Annotated in this window: 22 protein-coding genes; 8 read left to right on the forward strand and 14 right to left on the reverse strand. The window is 44.2% G+C overall.

Annotated features, from left to right (window positions below; translation table 11 throughout):
• Positions 1-7: 7 nt before the first annotated feature.
• Positions 8-1,171 carry a MerR family transcriptional regulator gene (locus NL647_RS06565; protein ID WP_253649852.1) on the reverse strand — a complete coding sequence of 388 codons (1,164 nt, stop codon included), beginning with the start codon at positions 1,169-1,171 and terminating at the stop codon, positions 8-10.
• Between the two features lie 194 nt (positions 1,172-1,365).
• Here NL647_RS06565 and NL647_RS06570 point away from each other — a divergent pair, with 194 nt between their 5' ends.
• A complete protein-coding gene (locus NL647_RS06570) occupies positions 1,366-2,019 on the forward strand; it encodes a DsbA family oxidoreductase (RefSeq protein ID WP_253649853.1) in 654 nt (217 codons plus the stop codon).
• Between the two features lie 56 nt (positions 2,020-2,075).
• On the opposite strand, the gene NL647_RS06575 is transcribed toward NL647_RS06570, so the two are convergent.
• From NL647_RS06575 to NL647_RS06590, 4 genes are all read right to left on the reverse strand, one after another.
• Positions 2,076-2,552, reverse strand: coding sequence for a hypothetical protein (locus NL647_RS06575; protein WP_029788413.1), 477 nt, complete (start codon positions 2,550-2,552; stop codon positions 2,076-2,078).
• Between the two features lie 77 nt (positions 2,553-2,629).
• Positions 2,630-5,446, reverse strand: coding sequence for a pitrilysin family protein (locus tag NL647_RS06580; protein ID WP_253649854.1), 2,817 nt, complete (start codon positions 5,444-5,446; stop codon positions 2,630-2,632).
• The gene (locus tag NL647_RS06585) at positions 5,443-7,146 is read right to left on the reverse strand and encodes an ABC transporter ATP-binding protein/permease (RefSeq protein WP_050925764.1); all 1,704 of its coding nucleotides are present in this window, start codon (positions 7,144-7,146) and stop codon (positions 5,443-5,445) included. Before NL647_RS06585 ends, NL647_RS06580 begins: the two co-directional genes overlap by 4 nt.
• A 72-nt stretch (positions 7,147-7,218) precedes the next feature.
• Positions 7,219-9,558 carry a TonB-dependent siderophore receptor gene (locus tag NL647_RS06590; RefSeq protein WP_253649855.1) on the reverse strand — a complete coding sequence of 780 codons (2,340 nt, stop codon included), beginning with the start codon at positions 9,556-9,558 and terminating at the stop codon, positions 7,219-7,221.
• 519 nt (positions 9,559-10,077) lie between these two features.
• Here NL647_RS06590 and NL647_RS06595 point away from each other — a divergent pair.
• From NL647_RS06595 to NL647_RS06620, 6 genes are read left to right on the forward strand one after another with little or no spacing between them, the layout of a single operon-like run.
• A complete protein-coding gene (locus tag NL647_RS06595; protein WP_253649856.1) occupies positions 10,078-10,821 on the forward strand; it encodes a DUF3450 family protein in 744 nt (247 codons plus the stop codon).
• Positions 10,822-10,823: 2 nt separating this feature from the next.
• Entirely contained in the window at positions 10,824-12,167 is a 1,344-nt protein-coding gene (locus tag NL647_RS06600; RefSeq protein ID WP_253649857.1) for a MotA/TolQ/ExbB proton channel family protein, read from the forward strand.
• On the forward strand, positions 12,161-12,673 hold the full coding sequence (locus NL647_RS06605) for a MotA/TolQ/ExbB proton channel family protein (RefSeq protein ID WP_110416242.1): 513 nt from the start codon (positions 12,161-12,163) through the stop codon (positions 12,671-12,673). Before NL647_RS06600 ends, NL647_RS06605 begins: the two co-directional genes overlap by 7 nt.
• Positions 12,663-13,070 carry a biopolymer transporter ExbD gene (locus NL647_RS06610; RefSeq protein WP_253649858.1) on the forward strand — a complete coding sequence of 136 codons (408 nt, stop codon included), beginning with the start codon at positions 12,663-12,665 and terminating at the stop codon, positions 13,068-13,070. The genes NL647_RS06605 and NL647_RS06610 overlap by 11 nt, the downstream gene beginning before the upstream one ends.
• Before the next feature lie 19 nt (positions 13,071-13,089).
• Positions 13,090-13,701, forward strand: coding sequence for an energy transducer TonB (locus tag NL647_RS06615; protein WP_253649859.1), 612 nt, complete (start codon positions 13,090-13,092; stop codon positions 13,699-13,701).
• A gap of 3 nt (positions 13,702-13,704) precedes the next feature.
• Positions 13,705-14,880, forward strand: a complete 1,176-nt coding sequence (locus NL647_RS06620) for a tetratricopeptide repeat protein (protein ID WP_253649860.1) — start codon at positions 13,705-13,707, stop codon at positions 14,878-14,880.
• A gap of 78 nt (positions 14,881-14,958) precedes the next feature.
• Here the strand turns inward: NL647_RS06620 and NL647_RS06625 are convergent, their stop codons facing one another.
• The 4 genes from NL647_RS06625 to NL647_RS06640 form a co-directional block, all read right to left on the reverse strand.
• The gene (locus NL647_RS06625) at positions 14,959-15,357 is read right to left on the reverse strand and encodes an NUDIX domain-containing protein (protein ID WP_367618291.1); all 399 of its coding nucleotides are present in this window, start codon (positions 15,355-15,357) and stop codon (positions 14,959-14,961) included.
• A 28-nt stretch (positions 15,358-15,385) separates the two neighbouring features.
• A complete protein-coding gene (locus NL647_RS06630) occupies positions 15,386-15,901 on the reverse strand; it encodes a GNAT family N-acetyltransferase (RefSeq protein ID WP_050922842.1) in 516 nt (171 codons plus the stop codon).
• A gap of 188 nt (positions 15,902-16,089) precedes the next feature.
• On the reverse strand, positions 16,090-17,496 hold the full coding sequence (locus NL647_RS06635; protein ID WP_017189522.1) for a cytochrome-c peroxidase: 1,407 nt from the start codon (positions 17,494-17,496) through the stop codon (positions 16,090-16,092).
• A gap of 610 nt (positions 17,497-18,106) precedes the next feature.
• Positions 18,107-18,259, reverse strand: a complete 153-nt coding sequence (locus tag NL647_RS06640; RefSeq protein ID WP_005452601.1) for a hypothetical protein — start codon at positions 18,257-18,259, stop codon at positions 18,107-18,109.
• 271 nt (positions 18,260-18,530) lie between these two features.
• Here NL647_RS06640 and speG point away from each other — a divergent pair, with 271 nt between their 5' ends.
• Positions 18,531-19,061, forward strand: coding sequence for a spermidine N1-acetyltransferase (gene speG, locus NL647_RS06645; RefSeq protein WP_005452602.1), 531 nt, complete (start codon positions 18,531-18,533; stop codon positions 19,059-19,061).
• 50 nt (positions 19,062-19,111) lie between these two features.
• Here the strand turns inward: speG and NL647_RS06650 are convergent, their stop codons facing one another.
• The 5 genes from NL647_RS06650 to NL647_RS06670 form a co-directional block, all read right to left on the reverse strand.
• On the reverse strand, positions 19,112-20,230 hold the full coding sequence (locus NL647_RS06650; RefSeq protein ID WP_253649862.1) for an OmpP1/FadL family transporter: 1,119 nt from the start codon (positions 20,228-20,230) through the stop codon (positions 19,112-19,114).
• Positions 20,231-20,556: 326 nt separating this feature from the next.
• Complete coding sequence (locus NL647_RS06655; protein WP_253649863.1) at positions 20,557-22,713, reverse strand: prolyl oligopeptidase family protein; 2,157 nt, start codon at positions 22,711-22,713, stop codon at positions 20,557-20,559.
• A gap of 162 nt (positions 22,714-22,875) precedes the next feature.
• The gene (locus tag NL647_RS06660) at positions 22,876-24,447 is read right to left on the reverse strand and encodes an ABC-F family ATP-binding cassette domain-containing protein (protein WP_253649864.1); all 1,572 of its coding nucleotides are present in this window, start codon (positions 24,445-24,447) and stop codon (positions 22,876-22,878) included.
• Positions 24,448-24,789: 342 nt separating this feature from the next.
• Positions 24,790-25,185, reverse strand: a complete 396-nt coding sequence (gene tsaA, locus NL647_RS06665) for a tRNA (N6-threonylcarbamoyladenosine(37)-N6)-methyltransferase TrmO (protein ID WP_005452613.1) — start codon at positions 25,183-25,185, stop codon at positions 24,790-24,792.
• 8 nt (positions 25,186-25,193) lie between these two features.
• Complete coding sequence (locus NL647_RS06670) at positions 25,194-26,084, reverse strand: DMT family transporter (RefSeq protein ID WP_253649865.1); 891 nt, start codon at positions 26,082-26,084, stop codon at positions 25,194-25,196.
• Positions 26,085-26,096 lie beyond the last annotated feature (12 nt).

The following is a 26,096-nucleotide window of genomic DNA, read 5'->3' on the forward strand; positions in this document are numbered from 1 at the left end:
TTTTCTATCAATCTTTTTGTAAGATATACATCTGATACGCCACTTCGTTACGACGGCGTTTAACGATATCTAATTCAACTTGTATGTCTTTTAATGCTTGCGATTCCAGCATCTCAGCTTTCAAACTTTGCACACGCTCATCTAAAGGAACGTAGTAGTTATCCCATGCCTGTTGGCTAATTGGGAACGTCTCTAGCGCATGGTATCCCGCTGCATTTGCTTGCTTAATTCGCTTCTCGACACTGCCCACATCTGGGTACTCTTTTTTCCAGAACGCCACCGTATCTTCACTTGGAGTATCGGTGTTCCAAACCAAATCGCTCAGCACTAAAATACCACCTTCTTTAAGCAATGGACGCCATGCTTTGAATGCGTTCTCCACGCCCATGATGTATGCACTGCCTTCTGCCCAAATGACATCGGCCGAGCCTTCTGCAAACGGGAGCTCTGTCATGCTGGCACACACTGTTGTGATCTTGTCCCTTAAACCGAGAGTTTGGGCTTTGCCTTTCAGGCGCTGCAACGATGGTTCGTCATTATCAACAGCAGTAACATGTGCGTGTTGAGCCAGCGTGCGAGTCGCGATACCTTGTCCACAGCCGATTTCCAGAATTTCATCAGGTTGCGTAGGTAGCATACTCAATGCCTTCAAGGTGTCTTGCTCTGCTCCCGGACCCCAAAATTCCAAGGCTTCATATACGCGGAAGAAGTCCGCCATGTAATCTTCATGAGTGTTCATATCTTTTGATAACCAACGTAAGTGAAGGGCTTCTTTCTCGCTAAAACCTTGCGTCATAAGCCATTTCAAGTGCGCATCCGGTGCAACTTCATCCAACGATTCATGCCAATCGGTTAACGGTGTTTCGCCCAGCAGCGCCGCCAAAAGCTGACGTGATTTCTGCTTTTGCTCAATCTCTTCATCGAGGAGCCTGAGCCTTTCTAGCATCAATTGGCGATCTACTTTAGCTTCCAGACAGGCTTTACACTCCTTGAGCGTCAGTCCGCCGCTTTGCAATTGCTGGATCAAACGCAAGCGTTGTAGATCCGCATCGCTATACGCGCGGTAGCCGTTGCTTAACCGTTGCCCTTTGATGAGCTCAATCTTCTCGTAATAGAGCAATGTGGTGCGAGACAAACCCAGCATCTCTGCCAGTTCCGATATCCGATACATGTAATTTTCCTCAGCGCTGATGAAAGCATCTTAAACTGTAGAGTTATAGACAGGTCAACATGAATTGTAGGAAAAGATACGATCAAAGATAAAACGCGGAGAGAAAAGCATCAGGTTACTTAAAGGTAACTGGTTGAATTAACACTCTTGGTCTCCATATCCATTTTATAACTCGAAAAAGTAAGGTCTGCTTTATGGAATCAGTAATCAAAATCGATGTAGTTTCAGATGTGGTTTGCCCTTGGTGCATCATCGGCTACAAACGCTTACAACAAGCAATTCAAGAGCTAGGATTGGAAGACAAAATTGAGTTGGAATGGCAACCGTTCGAATTGAACCCAAACATGCCAGCAGAAGGAGAAAACCTACGCCAGCACCTAGCGAATAAATACGGCACAACACCGGAAGACAGTGTTCGTGCACGTGATAACCTGACTAATCTAGGCAAAGAAGTGGGGTTCGACTTTGATTACTTTGATGACATGAAGATGGTCAATACGCGAGATGCGCACGTACTGCTGCAATGGGCGGATCAATTTGATAAGCAAACTGAACTGAAGTTAGCCCTATTTACGGCGTTCTTTGGTCAACGCAAAGATGTCTCTGACCGAAGCACACTGGCAGTAATTCTGACTGAGATTGGTTTAGATGCAAATATGGGCATCGCCACCCTAGACGATGCAAGTAATGCTGACTCTATAGAGTATCAAGAAAGCCAATGGCATCAACTTGGCGTAAGCTCAGTGCCAACGGTAGTCTTCAATATGGAAAGTGCCGTGACAGGCGCACAACCAGTGGAAGTGTATAAACAAATCCTAACAGAGTATGCGGAGAAGTTAGGACAGTAAGGTTGAAGACTCGCGAGATAGGCATATCGTTCACTTCGATACGCCTATCTATGTATTTACTTACAGCTTGGTATCAAGGTCTGATACATGGTTTTAAAACCTCGCAAAGACACGTCTACCTTTTCAACTTTTGGTGCATCGCCTTTCAACTCAACCTTCAACGAATTTGCTTGGTAAAAATCATTAAGTTGCTCGACTGGCACTGTAGCCCAATGTGTCTTTCCTTTGATCCAAACATCCATAGTAAACGCTTGTCCATTGTCTAATGATGCTTTCGCTGCGTAGCCCAACTCTTCTCGTAACAAGCCGTTAAAAAAGAGTAAGTTCACACCTTCTGTCGTGCATCGCAATGCAACAGTATCAACGTTAGCGTCACTTCTGACACTTGAAACCCCAAGGATTACAGCTTCGCCGGTATCAAAACTCTTAGATTCGTAGTGTTCCCAATCTTGATAGGTGTTAGTCAGTTCCAAACCTGCATTTGCGCTAAATGCGACCGCTGCTAATAATCCTATTAGTCGTTGTTTTTTCATCTCTTTAACCTAAACCTCAACCACGCTCTGACTTCTACTATCACGTGGTTGAAGCCTTTACTTAATTGGTAACACGATTATTTAGCTGTGTTTTCTGGTAATAACACTGCTTCAAAACGTGTCGCTTGATTCAAGAACTGACGCATAATTGCATCCACTTTCTGTTTGCTTGCTTCACTGTTTGCTCTACGTTGTGCTTGAATCAATCGTGGGCTATCGGTAAGAAGGTACGATTGCTCCATCGCATTTAACATCCCTAAATCAGAACGTAGATAACGATCAATCTGATCATCGCGTTGCAGCAGTTTGTTTTCTAATACTTGTTCATCAGCCCCTGTTTCAGCCACAGAGCTCAACACCGAATGAGTCAGAGAGATCAATTCATCCACGCGCTCAGGTGCACAAGTGAATAGGATTCGCCCTTCCGCTTGAGGGCTATGAACATCTTGCCAGAACCAACTCGCTACACCATAAACACCTGAGGCCTGCTCACGAAGTTTAAGGCGAAGTTGCTCCTGAACCAGTTCGCCACTGAGCTCCAAATAGTAAGCATTGTCAGGTCGCCACTGTGAATCTTGAGTTAGGTAGATTTCAACTTCTGCCCTCGGCTCTTTTGAATCTGGCGTGCTGTAACGTACTTTTGGTGAAGACGCTTTCACTTCATAGTACTCACGAGAAACTTCTTTTACCTTGACTGAAGCAAGGTAGCGCGCAGCCAGAGATTCAATTTGAGCCGCAGATATGTCACCCACAACGAAATAGGTATAGTCCGTTTTTCCCGCAACATACTTCTGATACACCTCGCTCAGACCTTGAACTGTATAGCTTGCAGCACGTTCCCCATTGTCGCTATAAACCGTAGGAATATCAGGGAAACGTAACTCTGAGACTTTGCGAACAAATCGATCTGCACCATCAAATCGAGCACCACTAAGTTTTTGCGCCATCTCAACTTGATACTCTTTCAACGACTTCTCCGAAATAGGGCTTGCGGCTAATTTAAGATGAAAAAGCTTCAACATTTTTTCGAAGCTCTCAGTCTTCGCCCAACCAGAGAATCCTTGTTGGTACTCATCGACGAGTGTAGACATCACCACTGGATTGCCGCGGAAAATAGTTTGAATATCCGCCTGAGGTACAACGCCCACTCCGGTATCATCCACTAAGCTAACCGCCGTTTTTAACGCATGATAATCTTGTTGAGGAATTGAGCGCGTCCCACCAGCAGTAAGCGCTTTAAAGTGCACCTGACCCGGATTGCTATCACTATAACGGTAAACCAATTTGCTCCCGTTACTTAGGCGATACTCAGTGATTCGGTGCTCCGCCCACTTTCGTTCTTGCTTTACGCTCCCCACTTTCGGATCGACCACAGGCAATACGGCTTGGCTTTCATCAATAAACCACGGTGGTTGCTGCTCTTGCATCGTGGTTTGCCATACTCCTTCTACCCATTTCTCATCTAGTTTTGGCTTACGCTTATCAGAAGGTTGGGTTAACAGAATCAATCGTGACTTAGGTGCGATGATCTGCTTGAAAGCATCATTCACTTGTTGCGGCGTAATGCGCTCTAAGAAGTACTTGTTAAGCTGATAAGCTTGTTCCTTGTCGATCAAGGTTTGTCCACTTGCCGCTGACACCATTAAGTCGCCAGCAAGATCGATGCTATAGTCTTTTTTGCCTTTCCCTCTTTCAATCACACCTTTCAAGCGGCTGATTTCACCGTTAATCTCTTGCTCAGAAAAGCCATGTTGAGCTAGCTGAGAAACAAACTTAAATAAGCCCTGAGTTGCTTGCTCATACTCACCGTCAACCAACTGTAGAGAGAACACTGCTTGCGTCGTTTCTCTTCCAACATTTGATGAATAGAAGTTTGCCGCATTAACTACGTTGTCTTCATCTTGTTCCCAACGTTGCAAACGCACATTGAGCAAACGAGTCGCGATTTGATGTGCAAGATCATCTTGGTAGCGTGCGTAGCTGAGATCAGGCTTGAACTCAGAAAAGAAACTGACTTCAACGGAAGGTGATGAATATCCCTCTTCAGAAACCGTGTCACTGCGCCAACCATCGATGAGCGGAATACTATAATCTACTGCTTCCAGCGACGTATCTGGCGCGCGGTCATGACCTAACTTACGCGAAATGAGCTGTTTCATTTGCTCAGTGTTGACGTCACCCACGATGACAATCGACATATTGTCCGGGCGATACCACTTGTTATAGAAATCAGCAACTCGATATTTCGAGACATGTTGGATGGTATAAGGATCACCAATTGGGTCACGAGTTACGTATCGGGAACCGGCCATCTCAATCGCACTTTTCTTATCCCCTAAACGTAACATTGGTCCCAATCGAGCGCGCCATTCCTCCAATACGATGCCACGCTCTGCGTCTAAGTCGCCTTTCAGCATGGTGACATTACTTGCCCAATCTGACACAACATCCATCACCAACTCGAGAGTTTCTGGGTTGTTGTTTGGAAGATTCAATGTGTAGACGGTGTTCTCAAAGTCCGTAAAAGCGTTGATGTCCACGCCAAACTTCATGCCCGCTTCTTCCAAAACCTTGATTACTTCGTTCTCGGGGTAATGCTTGGTGCCATTAAACGCCATATGTTCAACAATATGAGCAACACCACGCTGGTCATCTTCCTCGTTCATTGAGCCAGCATTCACAACCAGACGAACGTAGACCCGCGATTCAGGATTGGTGTTTTCTGCTATGTAATAGCTCAGCCCATTTTCTAGTTGCCCAACGTCCGCACGACGATCAAAAGTCAGTGTTTGTGTAAGATCGAGGGACGACTCCACCGTTTTATTTGGCGCAAGTACCTGACAAGCACTTAAAAAGACGCCGCTTGTCAGGATCAGTAATTTATTAATCTTCATGAATATTTGAACGATTGAGTTTGAGTACATAAGGTGATCTGATTTTGTTCTTCTGCCCCACCTTCACGATGAGAGACTTCTACAACATGTGTCTCTGGTAACTGCTCTGCCATAACCGCGCGAATAGAACAATAACTTTCAGGATCAAGTGCTGACATTGCCTCATCTAAGAACAACCACTGCGGTTTTTGAACTAGGCTTCTCGCTAACATGATTTTCTGAAGCTCGCCGCCAGAAACGCTTTGTTGCCAGTTACTTTGCCGATCCATTTGTTCAGCAAACTTCGCAATACCGGCTTGATTTAATGCATCGATGAGCACATCGTCAGAGACTAAACCGCCGCTTGGATACAATAAGATTTCGCGTAATGTTGCGTTCGGCAAATACGGTTTCTGAGGAATAAACATACACTCGCTGTCGTCAGGCATGCTGATGTCGCCACTTTGATATGGCCATAAACCCGCAAGCGAGCGAATAAAGGTACTTTTACCACCGCCAGAAACACCTTTAATAGTGATGCTTTGATGAATAGATCCGCTTTGTTCAGACAACAAAGTCTGCTGGTTCGGAGAGAACAAGTTGAGATCACGCCACTCCGGTTGTTTTGATAATGGTAGAGCGTTAGTAGTCGGTAACATCTCTAACTGAGTGTGGAAAGTAATAAGACGATCAGTGACTGCACGCCAATCTGCGACCTCTTCATAAGAGTCAACAAACCAACTGAAGGCTTCTTGTACTCGGTAGAAGCCAGTCGCAGTTTGCATCATATCGCCCAATTGAAGTGCGCCGCTCATCAAGCGCGGCGAAGCGACCAAATATGGAAAAATACGCGCAACTTCGTTATAGCCACTCGTGAACGCGCCGTATTTTAGCTTCATACCTGTAAGTTGCTGCCAGTTGTCCCAAACCTTGCTAAACAGATTTTGTGTGCGATGGTTTTCAGCAAGTTCACCACGCTGTAATGCAATGGATTCAGCATGTTCACGCACTCGCATCAAATGAAAACGAAAGTCTGCTTCACTTTTTTCTTGTTCAAAGTTAAGTGGCACCAAACGTTTTGCGATCTTGTGTGTTAACCAAGTACCGACGATAGAGTAAATGATAGCAACCCAAACCATGTAGCCCGGAAGCACCCATTCGCTCCCAGCAAACTCAAACGTAAAGCTGCCAGACAGGTTCCACAAGATGACCACAAACGAGAACAGACTTGTCACAGTTCGAAGTAAACCAAGTCCCATCTTTAAAGTATTATCGCAAAAATCCTTCACATCCTGAGAGATACGCTGATCTGGGTTATCACTGTCTGGATAGGTCAGTTGATGTCGGTACAAACGCTTTCCACCCAACCATTTTTGTAAAAATGCATGGGTTAACCACCGACGCCAACGGATCCGCAATGTTCTGCGTAAATACTCCTCGGCCAAATCAACAACCGTGTAAACCGCCATGATCAACACAAATTGACCCAGCATATTCCAAAAGTTATTCCATTCTTCGTTTTGCATAAGATTGAAGAAGTCACGGTTCCAGTTACTGTAAAGAACCGCTACCTCAACGATCAGATAATTTAAACCGACGACTAAGCCCAAAAGCAGCCAAGCAATGCGCTTTTCATCACTACGCCAATAAGGGTGTGCAAGTGACCATACTTGCGCGAGGAAAGGTTTGTCTTTTAAAGACAGGGGAGAATGGTTAGACATGTTGCACCAAAACGACAAGGCAACCAGCAGCCAAAACTACTGGTTACCCTTAATCAAACAAAAGAAAATAGATTAGAATTCGTAACCTAGCTCTAGCCAGAACTCACGACCTGGAGAGTACAATCCGTAATCACCTTGACGGTCCGCCTTGAGTTCATCTTGTCTAACTTGATCTAAGACGTTTAGAACATCCACTTGAACGTACGCAGAGTGTGTACCAAATAAGCTTGGCTGATAACGAAGTCGAGTATCCCATTGAGTATGTGTGCCAAAGTTGTAACCTCGATAGATTTCGATCCCATCGACAGTGTCTTGATACTCATGCTTATCGACTGGCGCTTTGATATATACTTTGTTGGCCCACGTTAAGTTGTAACGAGGGATATCCATATTAATGCCAACGCGAGCAACCCACTCTTCTGTGTTGCTATTAACCTCTTGCTCCATTTGAGCCTTTGTCATTAGCTTGCCATCATAGATAACCGCCTGATTTGGTTCGCTAATTTCAGCCCTATCTGAAATCATGTAATCAGCAGCTAGACTTGTTGTCCAGTTTGTTGGGCCTAAAACCCAAGGGGTTATATTGCTAACTTGCAGTGTGTAAGTATCGACAGAGAAGCTAGAGCCATTGTAGTAGCTGTATATTTTTTTACCGCCAGTATCGGTCACTTTGGTATCAATACTTTTCTTATAATCACGGTATACATAGCCAGCTGAAATTAAGAAGTTACCTGCAATCTGATCAGCCCTTAAACTCACTTCATCTGAGAACTCAGTATCTAAACCTTCTACTGATTTGTAATCACGAGTTTCACTATCATTAAGCTTCAAGACCTCTCCCGCCAATTTCATCGACGCAAACGAACGTCCATAGTAGCGGTTTAGACCGACATTCAATGTTGTTTGATCCGTTGCAAACCAAGAAGCACTAAAGCGAGGAGCTATATTTGTGTTCTCGAGATAGTCGTCTCTCTCAACTCGAATTCCTGGTCGAATAGTAAAGTTATTCCAATGAATAACATCTTCAGCATAAAACGAATAATCTTGGTAATCGGTAGACACTGAGCCCTTTCGGGTTGTACTCGTACGCTCATCAAATATACTTCCAAAAAAGTACATTACCGTTTTCTGAGTCACGTCATTGTCGCGATTAAAGTCAAAGCTTGTTTTCTTGTAACCTGCACCAATAGAAGGTAAATGAGATGTGCCCGCTAATTCCAGACGATCAAATTCATAATGAAGCTTCAGTTGAACGTTCTGCTGCGTAAGCTGACTATTACCATAACCGCCTTCCTCATAATCCATACCATTATCTAAATCACTGGTAACTAACGCATATGTTGCGTTTGATTTACGTTCATCAGTAAATTGGTCATATGCAGCAGTTGCGGATAATTGACCAGAGCCTAATCGCTGGGTCCATTTTACAGTCGAACCATAAGCCAGATGCGTATCCGTAACATTGTTATCTAAGTTAGTGGCAAAGTACTTACCTTCCTCATAATTAGACAAACGGAAGCCAAGCTCTAGTGAGCGTTCAACACTTGGTGTCCAATTAAAGTTTGCAAGGAAGTTATCTGATAATCGATTGTGATTTCGGTGATCGGTATCCCCATTTTTATTAATTAAACGTTTTTGCTTAATGTCTGACTCTCGTCGACTAAAGCCTACAACCATACCGATATCTTCTGTCAGTGATTGCTCAGCCATTACACTAAAGAAGTTCTTTTTGTAATCAGGTTGAAAATCAGCGCCATATCCATTTGGCACAACATTATTCACTTTTTCCTTTATATTGCGATCGACCTGCATCTCCGCCCACTCTGACTGGGTGGTTCTATAACTCAGTTTTACTCTATCTTCACCGTTGTATTGACGAGTTTCAGCAACAACTGCACCTCCAGTGAAACCACCTAGGCTGGCTGGAACATTTGATGTATATACTTCGACACCCGAAAGTAAGTTCGCGTCAATATAATATGCTTGCTCAGAACTTTTGCTCGGAACAGTGCCAACGGTGCCGTCGAATAAACTGCCATTTGGATCGAGATCATTATTAACATTGACTCCGTCGATCATATAAGCGGTTTGGTCAGGGTCTGCACCAAGTATGGATACTGAAACAGGTTTGATCTCACCACCTTGAAAACCATCTAAATCACCACCAGCAAAACGAACATTTGGGTTGTCTTTTAGGTAGTCAGTTAAGTTGCCGTTAGATGAAGGAGTGTCTTTAATGTCATCAGCATCAAGTGTTTGTTTAGTTGAAAGCTCATCATCTCTTGTGTCTGTCACATTTACAGTTAGATCGGATGGAGTTTCGGACGGCGTTTCCGTTTCTGCATAAACGTTAGATACGGAACATAGCGACGCAATGGTCGCTGCAAGCAAAGTTTTGTTGAAAGGGTGCATTGTAAAAGCTTGTAAGTGATAATCGTTATCATTAATGCTATCAACAAGTCATTCAACAAGTAAATCCCACTAACAGCTGTGATAAGCACAGAATAATGTGTTAGATACCTTGTTCTATTAATAAATAGATAACATTCACTCAGCCTATAAAAACAAGTCTAACTCTCTCAAATCCCTTATGCGAAAAGAGCTAAATGAAACCAACTCTCATTTGGAATAAAATGTCGAAAACAAACGAATAGGCAAACATTTCGTTAACATGAGTTTTTTATAAAAAAATCATTTTTGTTAACGCAATCGATAAAATGGAAAACGCGTAGTTATAACGATAATTTCTGACAACTCATTTTCCATCTGAGTTCATTTATTTTTTAATTAATTAAAATTCAGCAACTTAACTCAAAAACCGAAGAGTAAAGTAAAAAATAACGCTTCACTTCCAATTAAAAACAATTATCATTCCCAAGATTTTAAGATTATTCGTTAGAATAAAACCAACCAAAAACAGTACTCAAACTGATGATTAAACCTCGTTTTACATCCTTAGCAATACTCTCACTTTGTCTGCAAAACACAGCTTTTGCAGAATCAAACACTATCCAGCACCTTCAAGAGCAAGTTGGTAATATCGAATTATCATCTTCGGAGCAAAAAAAAGTCGAGAGCATTGATGACCAAACACAATTGCAACGTGAAGTGGTAAGAAACCTCGACCACGAAATCCGGTTACAGTCTCGCTACCAGCAGCAGCTCACCAAACAGCTTCAACAACTGGAAAATGCGATTCAAAACTTAGATGGCAAGATGGAGAACATCCGCCAAACTAAAGTGAACTTGTATCCGTTATTAGAGCAAATGACGACGACGCTCAAGGAACTGGTTTTAGCGGATATCCCTTTTGATAGAGATTCAAGACTTGAACGGGTACAGCAACTGACGTCAGAGCTAGATAACCCTCAACTGACCGATGCGGAAAAACTCGAACGCATCCTTATCGCTTATCAAACCGAGCTCCAATACGGGTCTCAAGTAAAAGCTTGGTTTGGTCGATTAACGCCTAATCAAGAAGTTCAATACCTGAGAGTTGGCCGTCTAGGTTATTACTACCTATCACTTGATGCTGCAACTGCTGGCGTATGGCAATCAGAAAGCCAACAATGGATGACATTATCAGTGGATGAGACCAAGCAGGTTGAGCGAGCACTTACCGCGTTCAACAGCGGCATGACCTACCCTGTTCTTACCCTTCCAAAGGCGCAGTAACCATGAAAAACTTCCTCTGGAAACCAAACTATTCACACCTGTTGAGTGCCATTTTACTGGTTATTTTTAATATTGCTCCAGCAGTAGGTGCCAATACCATCGAAGAACGTAGTGGAAGTGACACTCTTCAAGAAATTTTTAAGCGTGTAGAACAAAGCAGCAAAGAAGACATTCAACGTTACAAGCAATTGAAATCACAAAAAAGTCATCAGCTTCAAGAGGTTAATGGGCAGGTTGAATCCCTACAACTCAAGCTGCAAGAGTTGAATTCAAGCAATGCGAAGCTTGAAGAAGCCATTATCGCACTTCAAGAAAAGCTAAGTGACAAACAAAAACAAGTGCAGCTTGCACAGGCGGATATTGAAGAGGTTATAGAGCTGACATCCGCGCAACAAAACAACTTTATCTCTAACAATAAACCTCTCGCTACATGGTTTGATAGCCAAACACTCTTACCTGTTCAGAAAAATAATTTCAGCATTGCTTCTATCAATAACCTCTGGCTTGCGATGGTTCAACAAATCTCAGCCTCCAGCCGAGTAAACGTTGTAAAGGGAGAGATACTGCTTCCCAACGGAAACATTGAAAAAGCACCAGTTCAACTAGTGGGGGCATTTAGTCAGTTTTCGCAAGATTATGGTTGGTTGGAATTTGATGGAGCTCGTCAACAATGGCGACAAGTCTCACCACAACCGCAGCTTGATATCACACAAGGACAATGGGCAGTCGATCCAAGCTTTGGATTTGGTTTTGATGTTTTAGCGAATCAACCGAAATGGTACGAGAGCTACTTGGCTGCAGGCATGGTTGGTGCGCTTATTGTTGTTCTAGCCGTAATTGGCTTTTCTATCGGAATTGCTCGCTTGATTACTTTGACGAAAGAAAAGCAGGCGGTAAAAAAACAAGCGAGTCAGTTGGATGAACTTTCAGAAAACAACATGTTAGGTCGTGTACTCATGCAACTGAAAAACTGCAATGCTCATCAGCAAATGGAAGATGTAGTAGATGCAAACGTGAGTCGAGAAATGCCTTGGCTGCACAGAGGTATAGGTACCTTGGCCGTACTAGCAGCCATTGCTCCGTTAATGGGACTGCTCGGAACCGTTGGCGGCATGATTGAGACCTTTTCAGTGATCACCTCTCAAGGCGTCACAGATGGAGAACTGCTTTCTGGCGGTATTGCTGAGGCACTACTCACGACCAAGCTGGGACTTCTGGTTGCCGTTCCTCTGCTCATCTTGCATTGCTTAGTTAAAACTCAAGCTCAGCAACTTGCAGAAATCATAGAGCATCAAGTAACCAGTTTGGTTGTAGATATTCGTTATGGGAACCAAGGAACATGCTAGAGCAAGTGCTCGCTGCACGCTTACCGATGGATCACCCAATTATGTGGTCTATCGGCTTAGTTTCACTTGTTATGTGGGGTCTCATCCTACATTGTTACTTGCGTTTTCATACCTTAAAGAGCACGGACTTAAACACTCAGTTCTCGCAAAAGATCAAGCAATACTCCGGTATTCAGGACAACGAGCGCCTCTACCTTGAAAATGGATGGTTAAGCGAGATTAGACAACACCTCAGTGTTGGACTTAATGAGATACGTCTTTTTGTCCGAATTCTGCCAATGCTTGGGTTACTCGGCACAGTGGATGGCATGATGACCTGTTTTGAGCAGTTGAACAGCGATGATGTTCTAAACGCAGTGTCGGAAGGCATCAGCCAAGCGATGCTCACCACACTAGCAGGATTGCTCGCAGCACTGTCTGGTATGTACCTAGCTTACAACCTCAAGAGACAGCAGGAAAAACTTTTAGTCCACTTCGCCAATCAATGGAAACCCTATGAAAATTAAATCCTTCACAGATAGAGAAGAGTCACCTCAAGTTGACCTTACTCCTTTGATCGACGTGGTCTTTATTCTGTTGATCTTTTTTATTCTATCGTCGAACTTTCAAAAAGAGTCGACGATGGAAGTCGATAGACCCAGTGCATCCAGCTCATCATTGAAACCAAAAGCAGAGACCATTTCGGTGAGTGTCGATCGCGATCATAATATTTGGTTTAACGGACAAAACGTCAACCTCAGCCAGCTTCAATTCCAAGTAAAAGCTTACTTGGTCGATAAGAAGCCAACCAATGCGATCGTGAATGCCGACCGCAGCTTAGATACGGGAACGCTCATTTCCGTCATTGACACTTTACGCTTATCAGGGCTAAACAATGTTGCTATCGCTACCAAAGAGCAGTAAATCAAAACTGCTAGGTATATTGGCAGCTGCTGTATTCATCAATTTGCTATTGGTTGCTCTCCTGCACCTTTTGATATCAACGCCTAGGGCAAAACCAGAACGTAGTTCAAACCAGATCTATGTCCAAACAATCACATCGCACAAAAAGCCCAAGGAGCTTGAGGTTACTAAGCCTGTCGTGGTTGCAAGCGCGCCTACTTCAGCTCCTGCTCGTCCTGCGTTGGTTGACTTTACCATCCCAGATATGGACAGCATGGTCACGTTGCCGGAGGTTACTTTTAAACCCAGTGATGAAATAGATGTCCATTTAACTTTTGATTTTTCTTTTTCGGGAGCGGATGTTCATCAAGGCAGTCAATTTCAATCTCAGGTTGTGATGGCAAAACCCACTTATCAGATTCCCCCAAAATACCCGACGAAAGCCAAACGAAACGGTATTGAAGGGCACATCACTTTCTCTTTGTTAATAAGCCAACAAGGTGAAGCAATACAGTACAAAGTGGTTGAAGAGTCTCCGAAAGGCGTTTTTCTTCGCTCATCATTGCGCTCCGTAATGCGCTGGAAGTTTGTTCCTCCACAATCTGGAGAACAATGGCAACAAGTTACATTGAACTACAGCTTAGAGGACTAAATAGTGAGATTTACAGCCCTGCTCTGCTTAGCCTTTCTCAGCTTTACAACGCATGCACAAGTGGACATTGAGACATTTGAGCAATACCAGAAATTAAGCCGTTTTTTGGAGAGTGACGACTTCGAGATAAATGCCTTTGCACGATTTCACGATAACCACCAAGGTAGTAATGCGGAAACTCAAGAACTGACAAAAAGCCTTTATTTACAAGCTTGCTTAAAGCTAGAAATGTTGTCGTGTGCCCTCGACAGAACAAACGAATTGCTGACACTAACAAGGAATTCCGCTAATCGTGAACAACTCCTTCGTCTCGCCGTGCAGCTCAATTATCAAAACCAACGTTACTTCGATGTATTGAGCCAATTCGCAGTATGGCAAAAACTCTACCAATCAGAGCTGGAAAAAGGACAAGTCAAACTGACGGACGCACTAATTGCTGAGGTTAGCACCATCGCAGGACATAGTGCTTATCAGCTTGAGAAGTGGCAAGAAACTGCAACCATTATGAAAGCTGCAGTAAAGCTCGACGCTACACAGCAACGTTATCAATTACTTTTAGCAAGCTATCAACGATTAGAAGCATTTGAAAAAGAGTATGCCTTGCTGTTGAAAGTAACCGAGCTCTATCCAAACCAAGATAAATTCTGGTCGCGTTTGGCTCAATCACACATTCACTATGGGCAGAATGCGAAGGCAGTTGCCTCACTTCTCGTCGTTAAAGATTTACATAAACTCACCGAGCCGCAACGAATTCTTCTTGCGCAGCTGCAACTTGAAGCTAAAACTCCGGCTCTTGCTTATCACACTTTGAGTGAATATACGCCTTCTTCAGAATACCAAGAGAAGGTCAACAAGTTGAAACTTCACGCGCTGCTAAAATCCCGTCAGCGTGATCAGGCAATTAAGTTGTTAGACTCGTTATCTCAAGCAAGTTCATTAGCCATCAAAGCACAGCTGGCTTATTCAGAACAACGCTGGGAGCAAGCCGTCCCGCTATTAAAGCAACAAATTAAGCAGCAACCAGAGAACCAGAGGTGGCAACTGCTTAAGGCAATTGCTCATTTTGAATTGCATCAGTATCGACAAGCAAAATCATTATTGGAATCTTTACTTGGAGGCAAGTTTGACAGCTCTGCCAAACAATGGCTGATTCAAATCGATTATCTGAATAACGATTAGAACAAAGCTCGAAAGACAACGCCCGTAATGCTCTCACATTACGGGCGTGTTACTTTCTATCAGTGACTCAAGGATGCGCTATTTAACCAGTCCTTGTTCCACCAACTGAGGGAATACGTTATTGCGAAAAATCGTACTTATCACGACGTCATCGACGTTTGAAGAATCTATCCATTGGCACTCTTCGATTTCATTACTGGCAACCACCTCGCCCGAGTAATCGCTAACGAAGAACACATCCATGACCAAAGTAATGCCGTCTTTATCGTGCGCTGGTGCTTCAAATCGCCCAAACAATACCAAGTTCTCTTCCGTTACCTTAATCCCCACTTCTTCATGTAGCTCGCGACATAATGCTTGCTCTGAAGTTTCGCCACTATCAAGTTTGCCACCTGGCGCGTAGAAGGTGTCTTTGCCTTTTGAACGTAACACCAGAAGTGCGCCGTTTTTAATGATGATACCTGCTGACTTATGCATATTGTGCATCTTGCTTTCCTTCTAAGCGTTAGAGAAACTTCTCAATCAGAACTTCATTGATATACTGACCGTTAATCTTGGCGTGCTTCTTTGCCGTACCAACTACTTCAAAACCATGTTTTAGATACGTGGCAAGTGCGTTAGGGTTGTCTTCTCTCACATACGCAAACAGCTTTTCATAACCTTTCGATTTCGCATCAGCAAAGGTAGCGGTAAACAGAGCCGAAGCCACACCCTGGCGACGATACTTTGCATCAACGAAGGTACCGATAATACCAACGTGCGCAAACGCCTTGGTATAACTGGCGAAAGGCTCTACGTTTTGGAAACCCAGCACAGTTCCCTCTTCTTCACTCTCATCGATTAGGTTCAATGCCACATTAAATACGCCCATTTCAGGAAAGCTATCAATAAAGCTTTCTTCCTCTTCTGTCGTAAAGGTGGTATCGAGAATCGTATATAAGCCCTCTTCGATAATTGGGTTCAATACTTCGGTAATGCCTTGAGCGTGTTGTTTTTGTGCGTTCTTAACTATCACTTTCATAATATTTTTCGTTCTTTTTATATGGATGAAATTAAGGCGTCATTATCATCTAGAAGGGTCGACAAACCAATCACTAAAGTGCTGATTTGGTTGAGTTCGGAGCATAAAAAAGACCACCTCAGTTCAAGGTGGTCTTAAGTGTGGGAGCTATCTTTTATCAAAGATTCGCTTTGGCATATTACTTAAGCTTAACTCAATGGGCGGCCTTCATAGTCACCCGTCAAGGTTTTGAGGAAGGCTTTGATAGCGTCAACTTCTTGTTCTGACATCTCCACACCGACTTGATACTTACCCATGTCGTAGATGGCTTTGTTTAACGTATCCGCATGACCATCATGGAAGTATGGCGGCGTCAGTTCAATGTTGCGTAATGTTGGCACTTTGAACTTATGCTTATCTTCTTTATTGCCAGTGAAGTTGTAGCGGCCAAGATCTGCATCGGTCATTTCTGTGCCACGGTCTGCGAAGTAATCGGCTTTCATACCCATGGTTTCAAACGTTTCACCACCCATGGCTTCACCTGCGTGACAGGTTTGGCAGTCGTATTTCTTGAACAACATCAAACCATATTTCTCATGTGAGTCCAGTGCATCCGTATTACCCATCAAATACTGGTCGAAACGGCTGTTTGGTGTGGTAAGCGTTTTCTCAAACTCGGCAATCGCGTCCGTAATGTTGTTGCCATTGATGTTACCTGAATAAACCTTTTTGAACATTGCGACCATTTCTGGGTCTTGGCTTAACTTGTCGACAATTTCATCCCAATCCACAGAGCCCATTTCAATTGGGTTAAATGGAGGACCACCAGCCTGATCTTGCAGATCTGCAGCACGACCATCCCAGAATTGCAGTTTGTTGTACACGGCATTGAAAACAGTTGGCGCGTTAATACCACCGACTTGACCATGAATGCCAACAGAGGTTACTAGTCGGTCCACGCCGCCTGTATCAAGGCTATGGCATGATGCACATGAGACACTATTGTCTCCTGACAATCGCGTGTCATGATAAAGCACCTTACCCAACTCAGCTTTATCTGCATCAGTTTCAAACGTGGTGTAAATTGGCTGTAAGACTTTGCCTTTACGCTCTTCAGATACAGGCGATTGCGCATGACGCTCTGATCGTTTTTCGCGAATCCACTTTAACAGCGTGTGCTTTTCATCTTTTGACATGCTTGCTGACCAGTGCATGGTCAGGTAAATCGCTGGCGGCATGGAATCGTCGTAAAGCACTTTCTCAAGTCGAGCAAGCGCAACCTCAGACACCGGGTTACTTTGCTTCACGTCATCAAACAAATTGGTCATATCAAAGTGGCGCATCGCGACTTTGACGTCCGCTTCCATTATCTGTTTCGCGACTGGCATTTCTGAGTAGAAAGGCATTTCGCTATTTGGTGTATGGCAGTAACCGCAGCCTTTGTCTGCCAGTACTTTCATTGCTTGGTAATCCAACGTAGATTGATCTAACGAGCTAAATTGCGTCAGATTCTGTTGAGCTACCTTTTTATCGTCTTGGTTCACCATGTAAACGGTACCGAAGTAAGCCACCAAACCAACTCCCACGATCCCTAGTGCTATTTTCTTTTTATTCATAACTGTTCCCCTAAATCAGTTAAGGCGAAAGTTATTGAAATGCCCAAATATTTAAAAATGGGAAAAAGGAATTGATATTAATCGAATATTTAGATGAGCAACTAATTTAACATCTAAAGTTTATAAAAACAGACACTTGTGGAGATAAGTAAAAAATACAACATAAAAACAACAACTTAAAACCAAAGCTTTTATTGATATGAGTCAAAAATGGTATATATACCCAAGTGACTTCAAGATGCAGGATTCAGAGCGCTGTCATTGATTCGAGAGTAAGGAAAACAACGCAGTGTAATAGCTAGCTCTTTCCAAGTTGTTTGACGCAGCAATCGGGTCAATGACACGCTCCCAAAGGGCGAGCTGCCTTGGCTTGTATACTTTGTTGCCGATTCTTGATTTAGAATGACTAGATCTTTAAATCGCCGCCGCGTCTACAAACCAAGTCATTCTCGCTGAACCTAGCATCTCGAGGTTACTTGGGTAGAACCACTATGAATCAAAATTGAATAAAAATAAATCAGAGGGAAATAAAGTAGGAATTTAGGAAGGAATTGTAGGCACAAAAAAAGGCAGCTCGTGAGCTACCTTTTTCGCAAGTCAGCAAATTAAATTATGCTTTCTTAAGATCTTTAGCTGGGTAAGTTAGCGTTTTTTCGCCAGCTTTAACGTGCGCGTAAAAACCGCCGCTGCTTAGACCTGTAACAACCATTTCGCCTAGCTCGATACCTTTAGTAGCTACTACTACGTCACCGATTGAAAACATATTTAATACCTTGTGTATGTAGATTATGACCTTAAGTCGTTGGCGGTATTTAATCTGAAATCGCACCCTTAAACTAATCAGGTTTTTTGTCGTTATGATTAACTTTTATTATTACCAAAGTCCTTATATTTAAAGGGATTGTAAGGGTATGACGAAGATCGCTTTTACCGTCTTAAACTCAGAGAAGTAAAGGGGAGATTTCCCCCTAATGAGCTAAGATGGAGGAATCATAATTACCTTTGATTATGCTTTTGCTCTCTGGAGATAAACGATGAAAAATGGTCTCACTATTCGTGCTTTAGAACGTTCAGACCTGCGCTTTATTCACGACCTCAACAACAACCGCAATATTATGACGTATTGGTTTGAAGAGCCGTACGAATCCCATGATGAATTAGAGGAACTTTACCGCAAGCACATTCACGATGATGCTGAGCGCCGCTTTGTCGTAGAAGATGAACATGGTGTATTAATTGGTTTGGTAGAGTTAATAGAGATTAATTACATTCACCGTAGTGCAGAATTTCAAATCATCATCGCACCAGACCATCAAGGACGTGGCTACGCGGAAGAGGTCATCAATCGAGCTTTGGATTATTCGTTCTCGATTCTTAACCTGCACAAAATCTATCTTTTGGTTGCTTTAGACAACGAAAAAGCCGTTCACCTATATCAAAAGTGCGGCTTTATTGAAGAGGGGCATTTGGTGCAAGAGTTCTTTATCAACGGCAGCTATCGTGACGTAAAACGCATGTACATTCTACAAGAACAATACCGCGAAAAACTCGAGAACAATCAATAACAATAAAACAACGGTAAGCGAACACCTGCTTACCGTTGTTTTAAACTGATTTATTGGTTTTTCCAGTTGTAACCGACACTTAGGAAATACAACGCTGGGTCATCAAAGTTCGCAACGGGAATGCCCGCCAATTTGATTTCAGATGAATCAATTAGCATTGCTTCAAATGCTACAGATACCGAGCTTGCTTCATCAATCTTGTAATCAAAACCAGTACCCAAACGATAAGATTTACCAGCAGGAATCGTAAGGTCACCGTTTGACTGATCTGCGTACATACTCGTATCAAACGCAAAACCCGCATTCCATGTCACCTTACTGTTGATCTTGTATTGGGATCCAATCGCGACTTGATAAGTATCTTGTGTTTCCACTCCCATCAAGGTGTCGTACGCGCTCCAATCTTGCCAGTTCAAGTTACCCATAAGGGCAAGTTTGTCGTTTAGCTCATGATAAGCACTAAATACTACCTGTTGAGGTAACACTGCGCTGGTTGTCAGGTCTTTATCTGCGAAGTCGAATTCTGCTTCACTAGAATAAGATAAACCTAAACGTGTGCCCGAGTTCAGCTCATAAAGCGCGCCAACACGACCATTCACTTGGACATCGGTATCTTCAATACCACCGGCTAGCGAAGTTCCGTCCACTTTTACATCCATATCAAGAATCCCGTAGTGAACGCCAAGCGCAGCACCCACAGACCACTGTTCGTTGATACGGTAAGAAACAGAAGGCTGAACCGTTACGGCTTGAGTGATGGCATTAGGAATATCGATACGGTTAAAAAGCTGGTCATATTCCAATCCCAGACCATAATTCCCATACATACCAATGCCTAAAGTCCACTTGTCGTTTACCTGTTGGCTATAGAAGGCTGAGCCAAGAGGCACGTAACCTATGATATTACCGGCATCTCCACCATCGATGGTGTCTAGCGTTGCATCGCCATACAAGCTAATCAGATGACCAGAGAAAGATTGACCCGCTACATTGGATAAACCTGCGGGGTTAGCCGCCATTACTGAGGCATCATGCGCTCGCGCTGCCATACCAGCAGAGGCTAAACCAATATCTGTGGTAGAAGTCTCGTACAAGTACAAGCCTCCAGCCTGAGCTGCTGCACATGAAAGGAGGGACCCCACAGCAACGAATTTGGTAAGATTTTTCATATTATATTTATTCCACTTAAGCTAACGATACCCAAGTGACTTCAAGGTAGTGCGCTCCCGAAGGATGAGGTTACTTGGGTGTACATACGTCATCCAATCCCCTTCAAAGAACAGGTAAGTAAACAAACTTTGGATAAGTAAGGACGGACTATTCAACGTTGTATAAAACTAAGTGGAAGCATAATAGGAAGTTCTATCACCTATGGTTATATGCGTTATAACCTTATTTTTATTTGGCTGAGAGAAACAAAAAAACGCAGCCCGAAGACTGCGTTTTAATCCCAATGCGAATGAGCTTAAGCCCTTTGTTTATTTCGCCCTTTCACTTACAGCTTTTCAACACCCATATTGAACAAAGTAAAGCTGTAAACATCGGCAGTTTTCTCGATAACCTTACTAGTCGGAGTGCCTGCACCGTGACCTGCATTGGTTTCGATTCGAATCAAAGTTGGGTTTGTACCCGCTTGTTTCGACTGTAGCTCAGCCGCAAATTTGTAAGAGTGCGCAGGGACCACACGGTCATCGTGGTCACCCGTTGTCACCATGGTTGCCGGGTATTTAACGCCGGCTTTTACGTTATGAACTGGCGAGTATCCTTTGAGGTAATCAAACATCTCTTTACTTTGCTCTGCTGTACCGTAGTCATAAGCCCAGCCAGCTCCTGCTGTAAAGGTGTGGTAGCGAAGCATATCCAATACACCCACTGCTGGCAGTGCCACTTTGAACAGCTCTGGGCGTTGCGTCATCACCGCACCAACAAGTAAGCCGCCGTTCGAGCCACCGTTAATAGCGAGCTTTTCTGACGAGGTGTAGTCTTTATCGATAAGGAACTCCGCTCCGGCAATAAAGTCATCAAACGAGTTTTGCTTCTCTAACTTGGTGCCGGCATTGTGCCACTCTTTGCCGTACTCGCCACCGCCACGAATGTTCGCGACAGCGTAGATACCACCCATTTCCAACCATGCCGCTCGGCTTGGGCTGAAGTAAGGTGTTAGGCTGATATTGAAACCACCATAACCATACAAGATCGTTGGCGCACTGCCGTCCATCGGAGTGCCTTTCTTGTAGGTGATGATCATTGGAATCTTAGTACCGTCTTTCGATTTGTAGAACACCTGACGAGATTCAAATTGTGCCGGATCGAATGGTGAGTTCGATTTGTGGTAAACCTCGCTATCACCGTCTTTGATGTCTAAACGATAGGTCGTGCTTGGTGTCTTGTAATTGGTGAAAGAGTAGTAGACTTCAGCGTCTTCTTTCTTACCCCAAAAGCCGTAAGCACTGCCGATGTCTGGCAGCTTGATTTCACGAATGAACTTGCCGTCCATGTCGTATTGTTTGACCATAGAAAGGGCATCAACAATGTAGCTTGCGAATAGATAACCGCCCGCGGTTGATGGGCTAAGCACGTTGTCAGTTTCAGGGATTAAATCTTTCCAATTCTTCGGCTCAGGGTTGCTCGCATCCACCGTCACCACTCGTTTATTTGGTGCATCTAAGTTGGTGACCAAATACAGCTTGGTGCCTTTGCTATCAATCACCCAAGTATCAGAATTGGTGTCATCCAAAATGGTTTGCAGCGGACTGTCTGGCTTGGTCAAATCTTTGAAGAACAGCTTATTGCCAGACGTTGAAGTACTTGCCGAAATAAACAGGTAACGTTGGTCGTCCGAAGTGTAACCACGAACGTATCGGTGCTTCTCTTCCTCTGTACCGCCGAAGATAAGCTTATCCTCACTCTGCTTAGTGCCTAGCTCGTGATAGTAAAGCTTGTGTTGGTCGGTTTTTGCCGAAAGCTCGCTGCCTTCTGGCTTGTCGTAACTTGAGTAGTAGAAACCTTTGTTCCCCAGCCAGTTTACGCCGCTGAACTTAATATCCACTAGCGTCTCACCGACAGGCTTTTTGGTTTCGGCATCAAGCACAATCACTTTGCGCCAGTCGCTACCGCCTTCTGAAATGCTGTAAGCGACTAAAGAACCATCTTTGGTGAAGCTCACGTTCGCCAACGAGGTCGTACCATCTTCGCTAAAGGTATTTGGATCGAGAAAAACCTCAGGCTTGCCATCATCAAGTTGGCGGTAAAGCACGTCTTGGTTTTGCAAACCGTCGTTCTTGTAGAAATAGGTGTATTTACCTTCTTTGAATGGACGCCCTAACTTCTCGTAATCCATCAACTGAGTTAAGCGTTCTTCAATCTGGTGACGATAAGGAATTTGCGCCAAGTAATCGAACGTGACTTGGTTCTGCGCTTTGACCCAATCCGCCGTTTCTTTACTGCGGTCGTCCTCTAACCAGCGATATGGGTCACTGACTTTGGTACCAAAATACTCGTCCACTACATCGACTTTCTTTGTCGTTGGGTACTTCACCGCCATTTTGTGTACGTGTTCAACCAACTCCTTTGTTGAGTCTTCGGCATAAGCACTCGGCAATATGCCCGTCATCGCAAACGCGGTCACCAGTGCTAAGGTTTTCTTTTTCATAGACTTCCTTTTCTGTTTTTGTTTTATGTAATGCACCAAGCATCTTACCTATATTAGAGAAATGATTCTAATCGTCTGAATAAAGCTGTGAATCCACGGAGACAAAGTGACTCACTTTGCCTCCGTGAGATAGACAAACCTCGGTTTATAGACCGACTTGCATTAACTCAGTTCAATGCTTCGAGACACACCCGACTCCGCGGCAAAATCTTGGTCATGACTGATAAGAACAAAGCCTCCTCGATAAGCGCTTAGCGCCTGAGCGAGCATGATTTTCGAATCCAAATCGAGGTGATTATCTGGCTCATCCAAGAGCAACAAAGGCTGAGTTGGTTGATGGCTAACAATCAGCATCGCAAGCTTCATTTTCTCGCCGCCACTCAATACGCTGCCCAAACGAAAGACACTGTCTCGGCGAAAGCCAATGCCTGCTAGTAATGTTCTGGCATCGCTTTCTTTCATCCCCTCACAATGTTGCATTAGGTTTTCCAACATGGAGAGTTCAGGCTGTATCGCACCAAAGTGCTGGTCGAGATAATAAAGCGGCGTATTGATTTGTAGCTCACCACTTTGCAGTGAGAACTCCCCCAAGAGGGTTTTCAGTAAGGTCGATTTACCGCATCCGTTTTTGCCCAATAAATGCAATTTATCATCCGCATGAACTTGCGCAGTGATGGGTTGAGCCGACCCAAATGGCAACATGCCTTCTAAAAGCGACACAACTTTTCGTGAACGGTTTTGACTGTCTGCCAAATACAACTTTTGCCCTTTGATTTGCTCTTTGCGCACTCGCAAGCTTTGCTCTTTCTCTTGCAGATGCGCTTGGCGAAGTTGCTCATTTTTATTACGACTGGCGGCTCGGGCTGTGGCTTTGTCTTTCATTCCATCCAGTAAGATTTTCGGCTGACTGCCATCCTTTCTCAGCTTGTTACCTTGAGCCGCTATTTGTTCTGCTTTCTCCCGATTGCGCTGAGCTTGCTCTTCCAATTGCTTTTTTTGTTTATCGACAGCAGCTAATTGGCGTTCCACCGCTTGCAGTTCGGTGCGCTTTTGCTCGGCATACACGTCGTAATTACCACCAAACACTTGTAAGCCCAAACAGGATAGTTCCCAGATTTCCTCCATCTCGCGCAACAATTCTCGGTCGTGACTGATGAGCAGAACCGCGCCTGAGAAACTGCACATCGAATGAATCAACCACTGCTTAGCATGTGTATCAAGATGGTTCGACGGTTCATCAAGGATCAGCAATTCCACTTCGCTGTCGAACAACTGCCACAGTTGCAAACGCGCTAACTGTCCGCCACTCAATTGCGAACAAGGAAAGTCTGGCTGTGGCGGCAACCCCATGGCTTCTAACTGCCTAGCAAGTTGGATGGGCAAATCCCATTGTTCACCCACCACCTCAAACAAATGCTCCGAGCAATCGCCCATCTCGATCTGTTTGAGCGCGCTTAGCACGTTGTCCTTTGCTAAAAATTGGGCAATCGAAAGCTCTCCCCCCAACAAGTGAGATGGTTGCTGGCGATACACCGCAAAGGACCTTGGTAAGGTGACCGTACCGCTGGTTGAGGTTTGCTCACCGCTGAGTATCGATGCAAACACCGATTTTCCAACACCGTTACGTCCGACTAACCCAACACGACGTTTGGTCATAGAACATGAGATTTGCTGAAACAGCGTTTCGCCATTACCAAATTGATGGCTGATATTGTAAGCCTGTAAGACTGGCATAATTTGCCTCCTGTATAACAGGGACAACAGCCGTAGCTTGAGATAAATCTAGAGATGAGATCGATGCATATACACGCGCCCATAGAAGCGCTTCAAACAGAAAAACGGTAACTGCAAAGAAATATCGGAAAGTGAGCTACGCCTACTAACCCTGTAAATCCAAAAAATAAAATGAGAGTTGGATGACAGGTTTAGTTGTTCATGTTGGCGTAATCTCCTAAAGAAGTGATGGGTAAAGTCTAAAGGTTTTCTTGTATAAAAAGCAAGCAACTTCTGTCACAAGCCGCTTTCAGACCTAGAGCTCGTTTGGGTGCCCTCGCTTACATGGGCACAAACCTAGAACTATGCTTCAAAGTAAATTGCAGGTTTGATATCAACCAAAGGCGTGCTATCTAAGCAGTCCAAACCACGCACTTTAATAACTCCCTCGTCGATAGACTCAATCGGTATTACCGCCGCGCCAATAGGGTTTGGTCTGTGCGGAGAACGTAACGCAAATGTGCCCTTCTTTCCTTGCATCATTTCAGGTTGGCGGTTCGCACCAGAAAGCCAATACAGAACCAGTATTTTCTGTCCAACTTCAAGTCCTACAAGCCCTTGGTAATACTGAGATTTAAGTTGAATTTCACACACAGGTCCATCTTGTGGCTGAATGTTATTTGGGCACTGAGAAACCTCAGTATATGGCGTACGAATTTGCCCAATAAACTCAAGTTGTGGGGTTTGAATTGTGTTCATATCAACCTCTATTTTTGTTCTAACTTCATCGCTGAAAAAGCGTAAATGGTAATAGTGACCAAGATGATTGAACCACCAAGAATGCTTGCCATTGCAGGAATTTCATCAAAGAAGAGTAATGCCCAAAGTGGTGCTAGCACGGTTTCAATCATCAGAATCATGCCAACTTCAGGTGCAGTGATGTAACGAGTCGCAACTTGTGAAAGCACACGCCCAAACGGCGCAGTAAACAGCCCCATCAAGCCCATAATCAGCCAAGTGTTCGCGCTGTAAGTTGAAGGCGTTGCCCAAAACAGCATTGCCATCGCTAAGAACAGCCCACCAAAACCAACGCTTGCCATGCGGCTTACGTGCTGATGCTTACGCAATTGCACCTGGTTGAGCGACAAACACACCACAGCAAACACTGCTAAGCCATCGCCAATCCAGTTACCCGATTTAAAAGAACCAGAGACCACAATCGCAATACCTACCATCACAGCAACAATCGCAATCCACGTCGAACGCTGGGTCACTTCACCCAAAAACCACCAGCTAAACAATGCAGCCAAAGCTGGTGCTGCACTCAGAATCACAAAGGTATTCGCAACCGTAGTGAGCTTAATGCTCATCACCAAACCAGCGGCACTGCCGAGCATCAATAAGCCGGACAACAAGACATGCCAGCCGCTCTCTTTCACCGCTCGAACCAGACCGCGCTCATCGCGAAGCTGGATAAATATTGGCATCGAAATGGCGGTAAACAAGCCAAATAGAAATGCGGTATCCACACCACTCACGCCCGAAAAGCGAATAAAAATTGGGTCGAGGCTCATCAGCAGTGCACCAACCAAGGTGATCATCACCCCGGCAAAGCGTGCGCCTTTGGCGTTTAGGTTATTCATTAATGCCGTCGTCATCGTCTTTCTCCT

Source organism: Vibrio sp. Y29_XK_CS5 (genome assembly GCF_024181835.1).
GTDB classification, from domain to species: domain Bacteria; phylum Pseudomonadota; class Gammaproteobacteria; order Enterobacterales; family Vibrionaceae; genus Vibrio; species Vibrio harveyi.

Excerpts from the sequence above, each read along its gene's own strand:
- NL647_RS06565 (WP_253649852.1), bottom strand. The coding sequence starts at position 1,171 with ATGTATCGGATATCGGAACTGGCAGAGATGCTGGGTTTGTCTCGCACC.
- NL647_RS06570 (WP_253649853.1), top strand. The coding sequence starts at position 1,366 with ATGGAATCAGTAATCAAAATCGATGTAGTTTCAGATGTGGTTTGCCCT.
- NL647_RS06575 (WP_029788413.1), bottom strand. The coding sequence starts at position 2,552 with ATGAAAAAACAACGACTAATAGGATTATTAGCAGCGGTCGCATTTAGC.
- NL647_RS06580 (WP_253649854.1), bottom strand. The coding sequence starts at position 5,446 with ATGAAGATTAATAAATTACTGATCCTGACAAGCGGCGTCTTTTTAAGT.
- NL647_RS06585 (WP_050925764.1), bottom strand. The coding sequence starts at position 7,146 with ATGTCTAACCATTCTCCCCTGTCTTTAAAAGACAAACCTTTCCTCGCG.
- NL647_RS06590 (WP_253649855.1), bottom strand. The coding sequence starts at position 9,558 with ATGCACCCTTTCAACAAAACTTTGCTTGCAGCGACCATTGCGTCGCTA.
- NL647_RS06595 (WP_253649856.1), top strand. The coding sequence starts at position 10,078 with ATGATTAAACCTCGTTTTACATCCTTAGCAATACTCTCACTTTGTCTG.
- NL647_RS06600 (WP_253649857.1), top strand. The coding sequence starts at position 10,824 with ATGAAAAACTTCCTCTGGAAACCAAACTATTCACACCTGTTGAGTGCC.
- NL647_RS06605 (WP_110416242.1), top strand. The coding sequence starts at position 12,161 with ATGCTAGAGCAAGTGCTCGCTGCACGCTTACCGATGGATCACCCAATT.
- NL647_RS06610 (WP_253649858.1), top strand. The coding sequence starts at position 12,663 with ATGAAAATTAAATCCTTCACAGATAGAGAAGAGTCACCTCAAGTTGAC.
- NL647_RS06625 (WP_367618291.1), bottom strand. The coding sequence starts at position 15,357 with ATGCATAAGTCAGCAGGTATCATCATTAAAAACGGCGCACTTCTGGTG.
- NL647_RS06630 (WP_050922842.1), bottom strand. The coding sequence starts at position 15,901 with ATGAAAGTGATAGTTAAGAACGCACAAAAACAACACGCTCAAGGCATT.
- NL647_RS06635 (WP_017189522.1), bottom strand. The coding sequence starts at position 17,496 with ATGAATAAAAAGAAAATAGCACTAGGGATCGTGGGAGTTGGTTTGGTG.
- NL647_RS06640 (WP_005452601.1), bottom strand. The coding sequence starts at position 18,259 with ATGTTTTCAATCGGTGACGTAGTAGTAGCTACTAAAGGTATCGAGCTA.
- speG (WP_005452602.1), top strand. The coding sequence starts at position 18,531 with ATGAAAAATGGTCTCACTATTCGTGCTTTAGAACGTTCAGACCTGCGC.
- NL647_RS06650 (WP_253649862.1), bottom strand. The coding sequence starts at position 20,230 with ATGAAAAATCTTACCAAATTCGTTGCTGTGGGGTCCCTCCTTTCATGT.
- NL647_RS06655 (WP_253649863.1), bottom strand. The coding sequence starts at position 22,713 with ATGAAAAAGAAAACCTTAGCACTGGTGACCGCGTTTGCGATGACGGGC.
- NL647_RS06660 (WP_253649864.1), bottom strand. The coding sequence starts at position 24,447 with ATGCCAGTCTTACAGGCTTACAATATCAGCCATCAATTTGGTAATGGC.
- tsaA (WP_005452613.1), bottom strand. The coding sequence starts at position 25,185 with ATGAACACAATTCAAACCCCACAACTTGAGTTTATTGGGCAAATTCGT.
- NL647_RS06670 (WP_253649865.1), bottom strand. The coding sequence starts at position 26,084 with ATGACGACGGCATTAATGAATAACCTAAACGCCAAAGGCGCACGCTTT.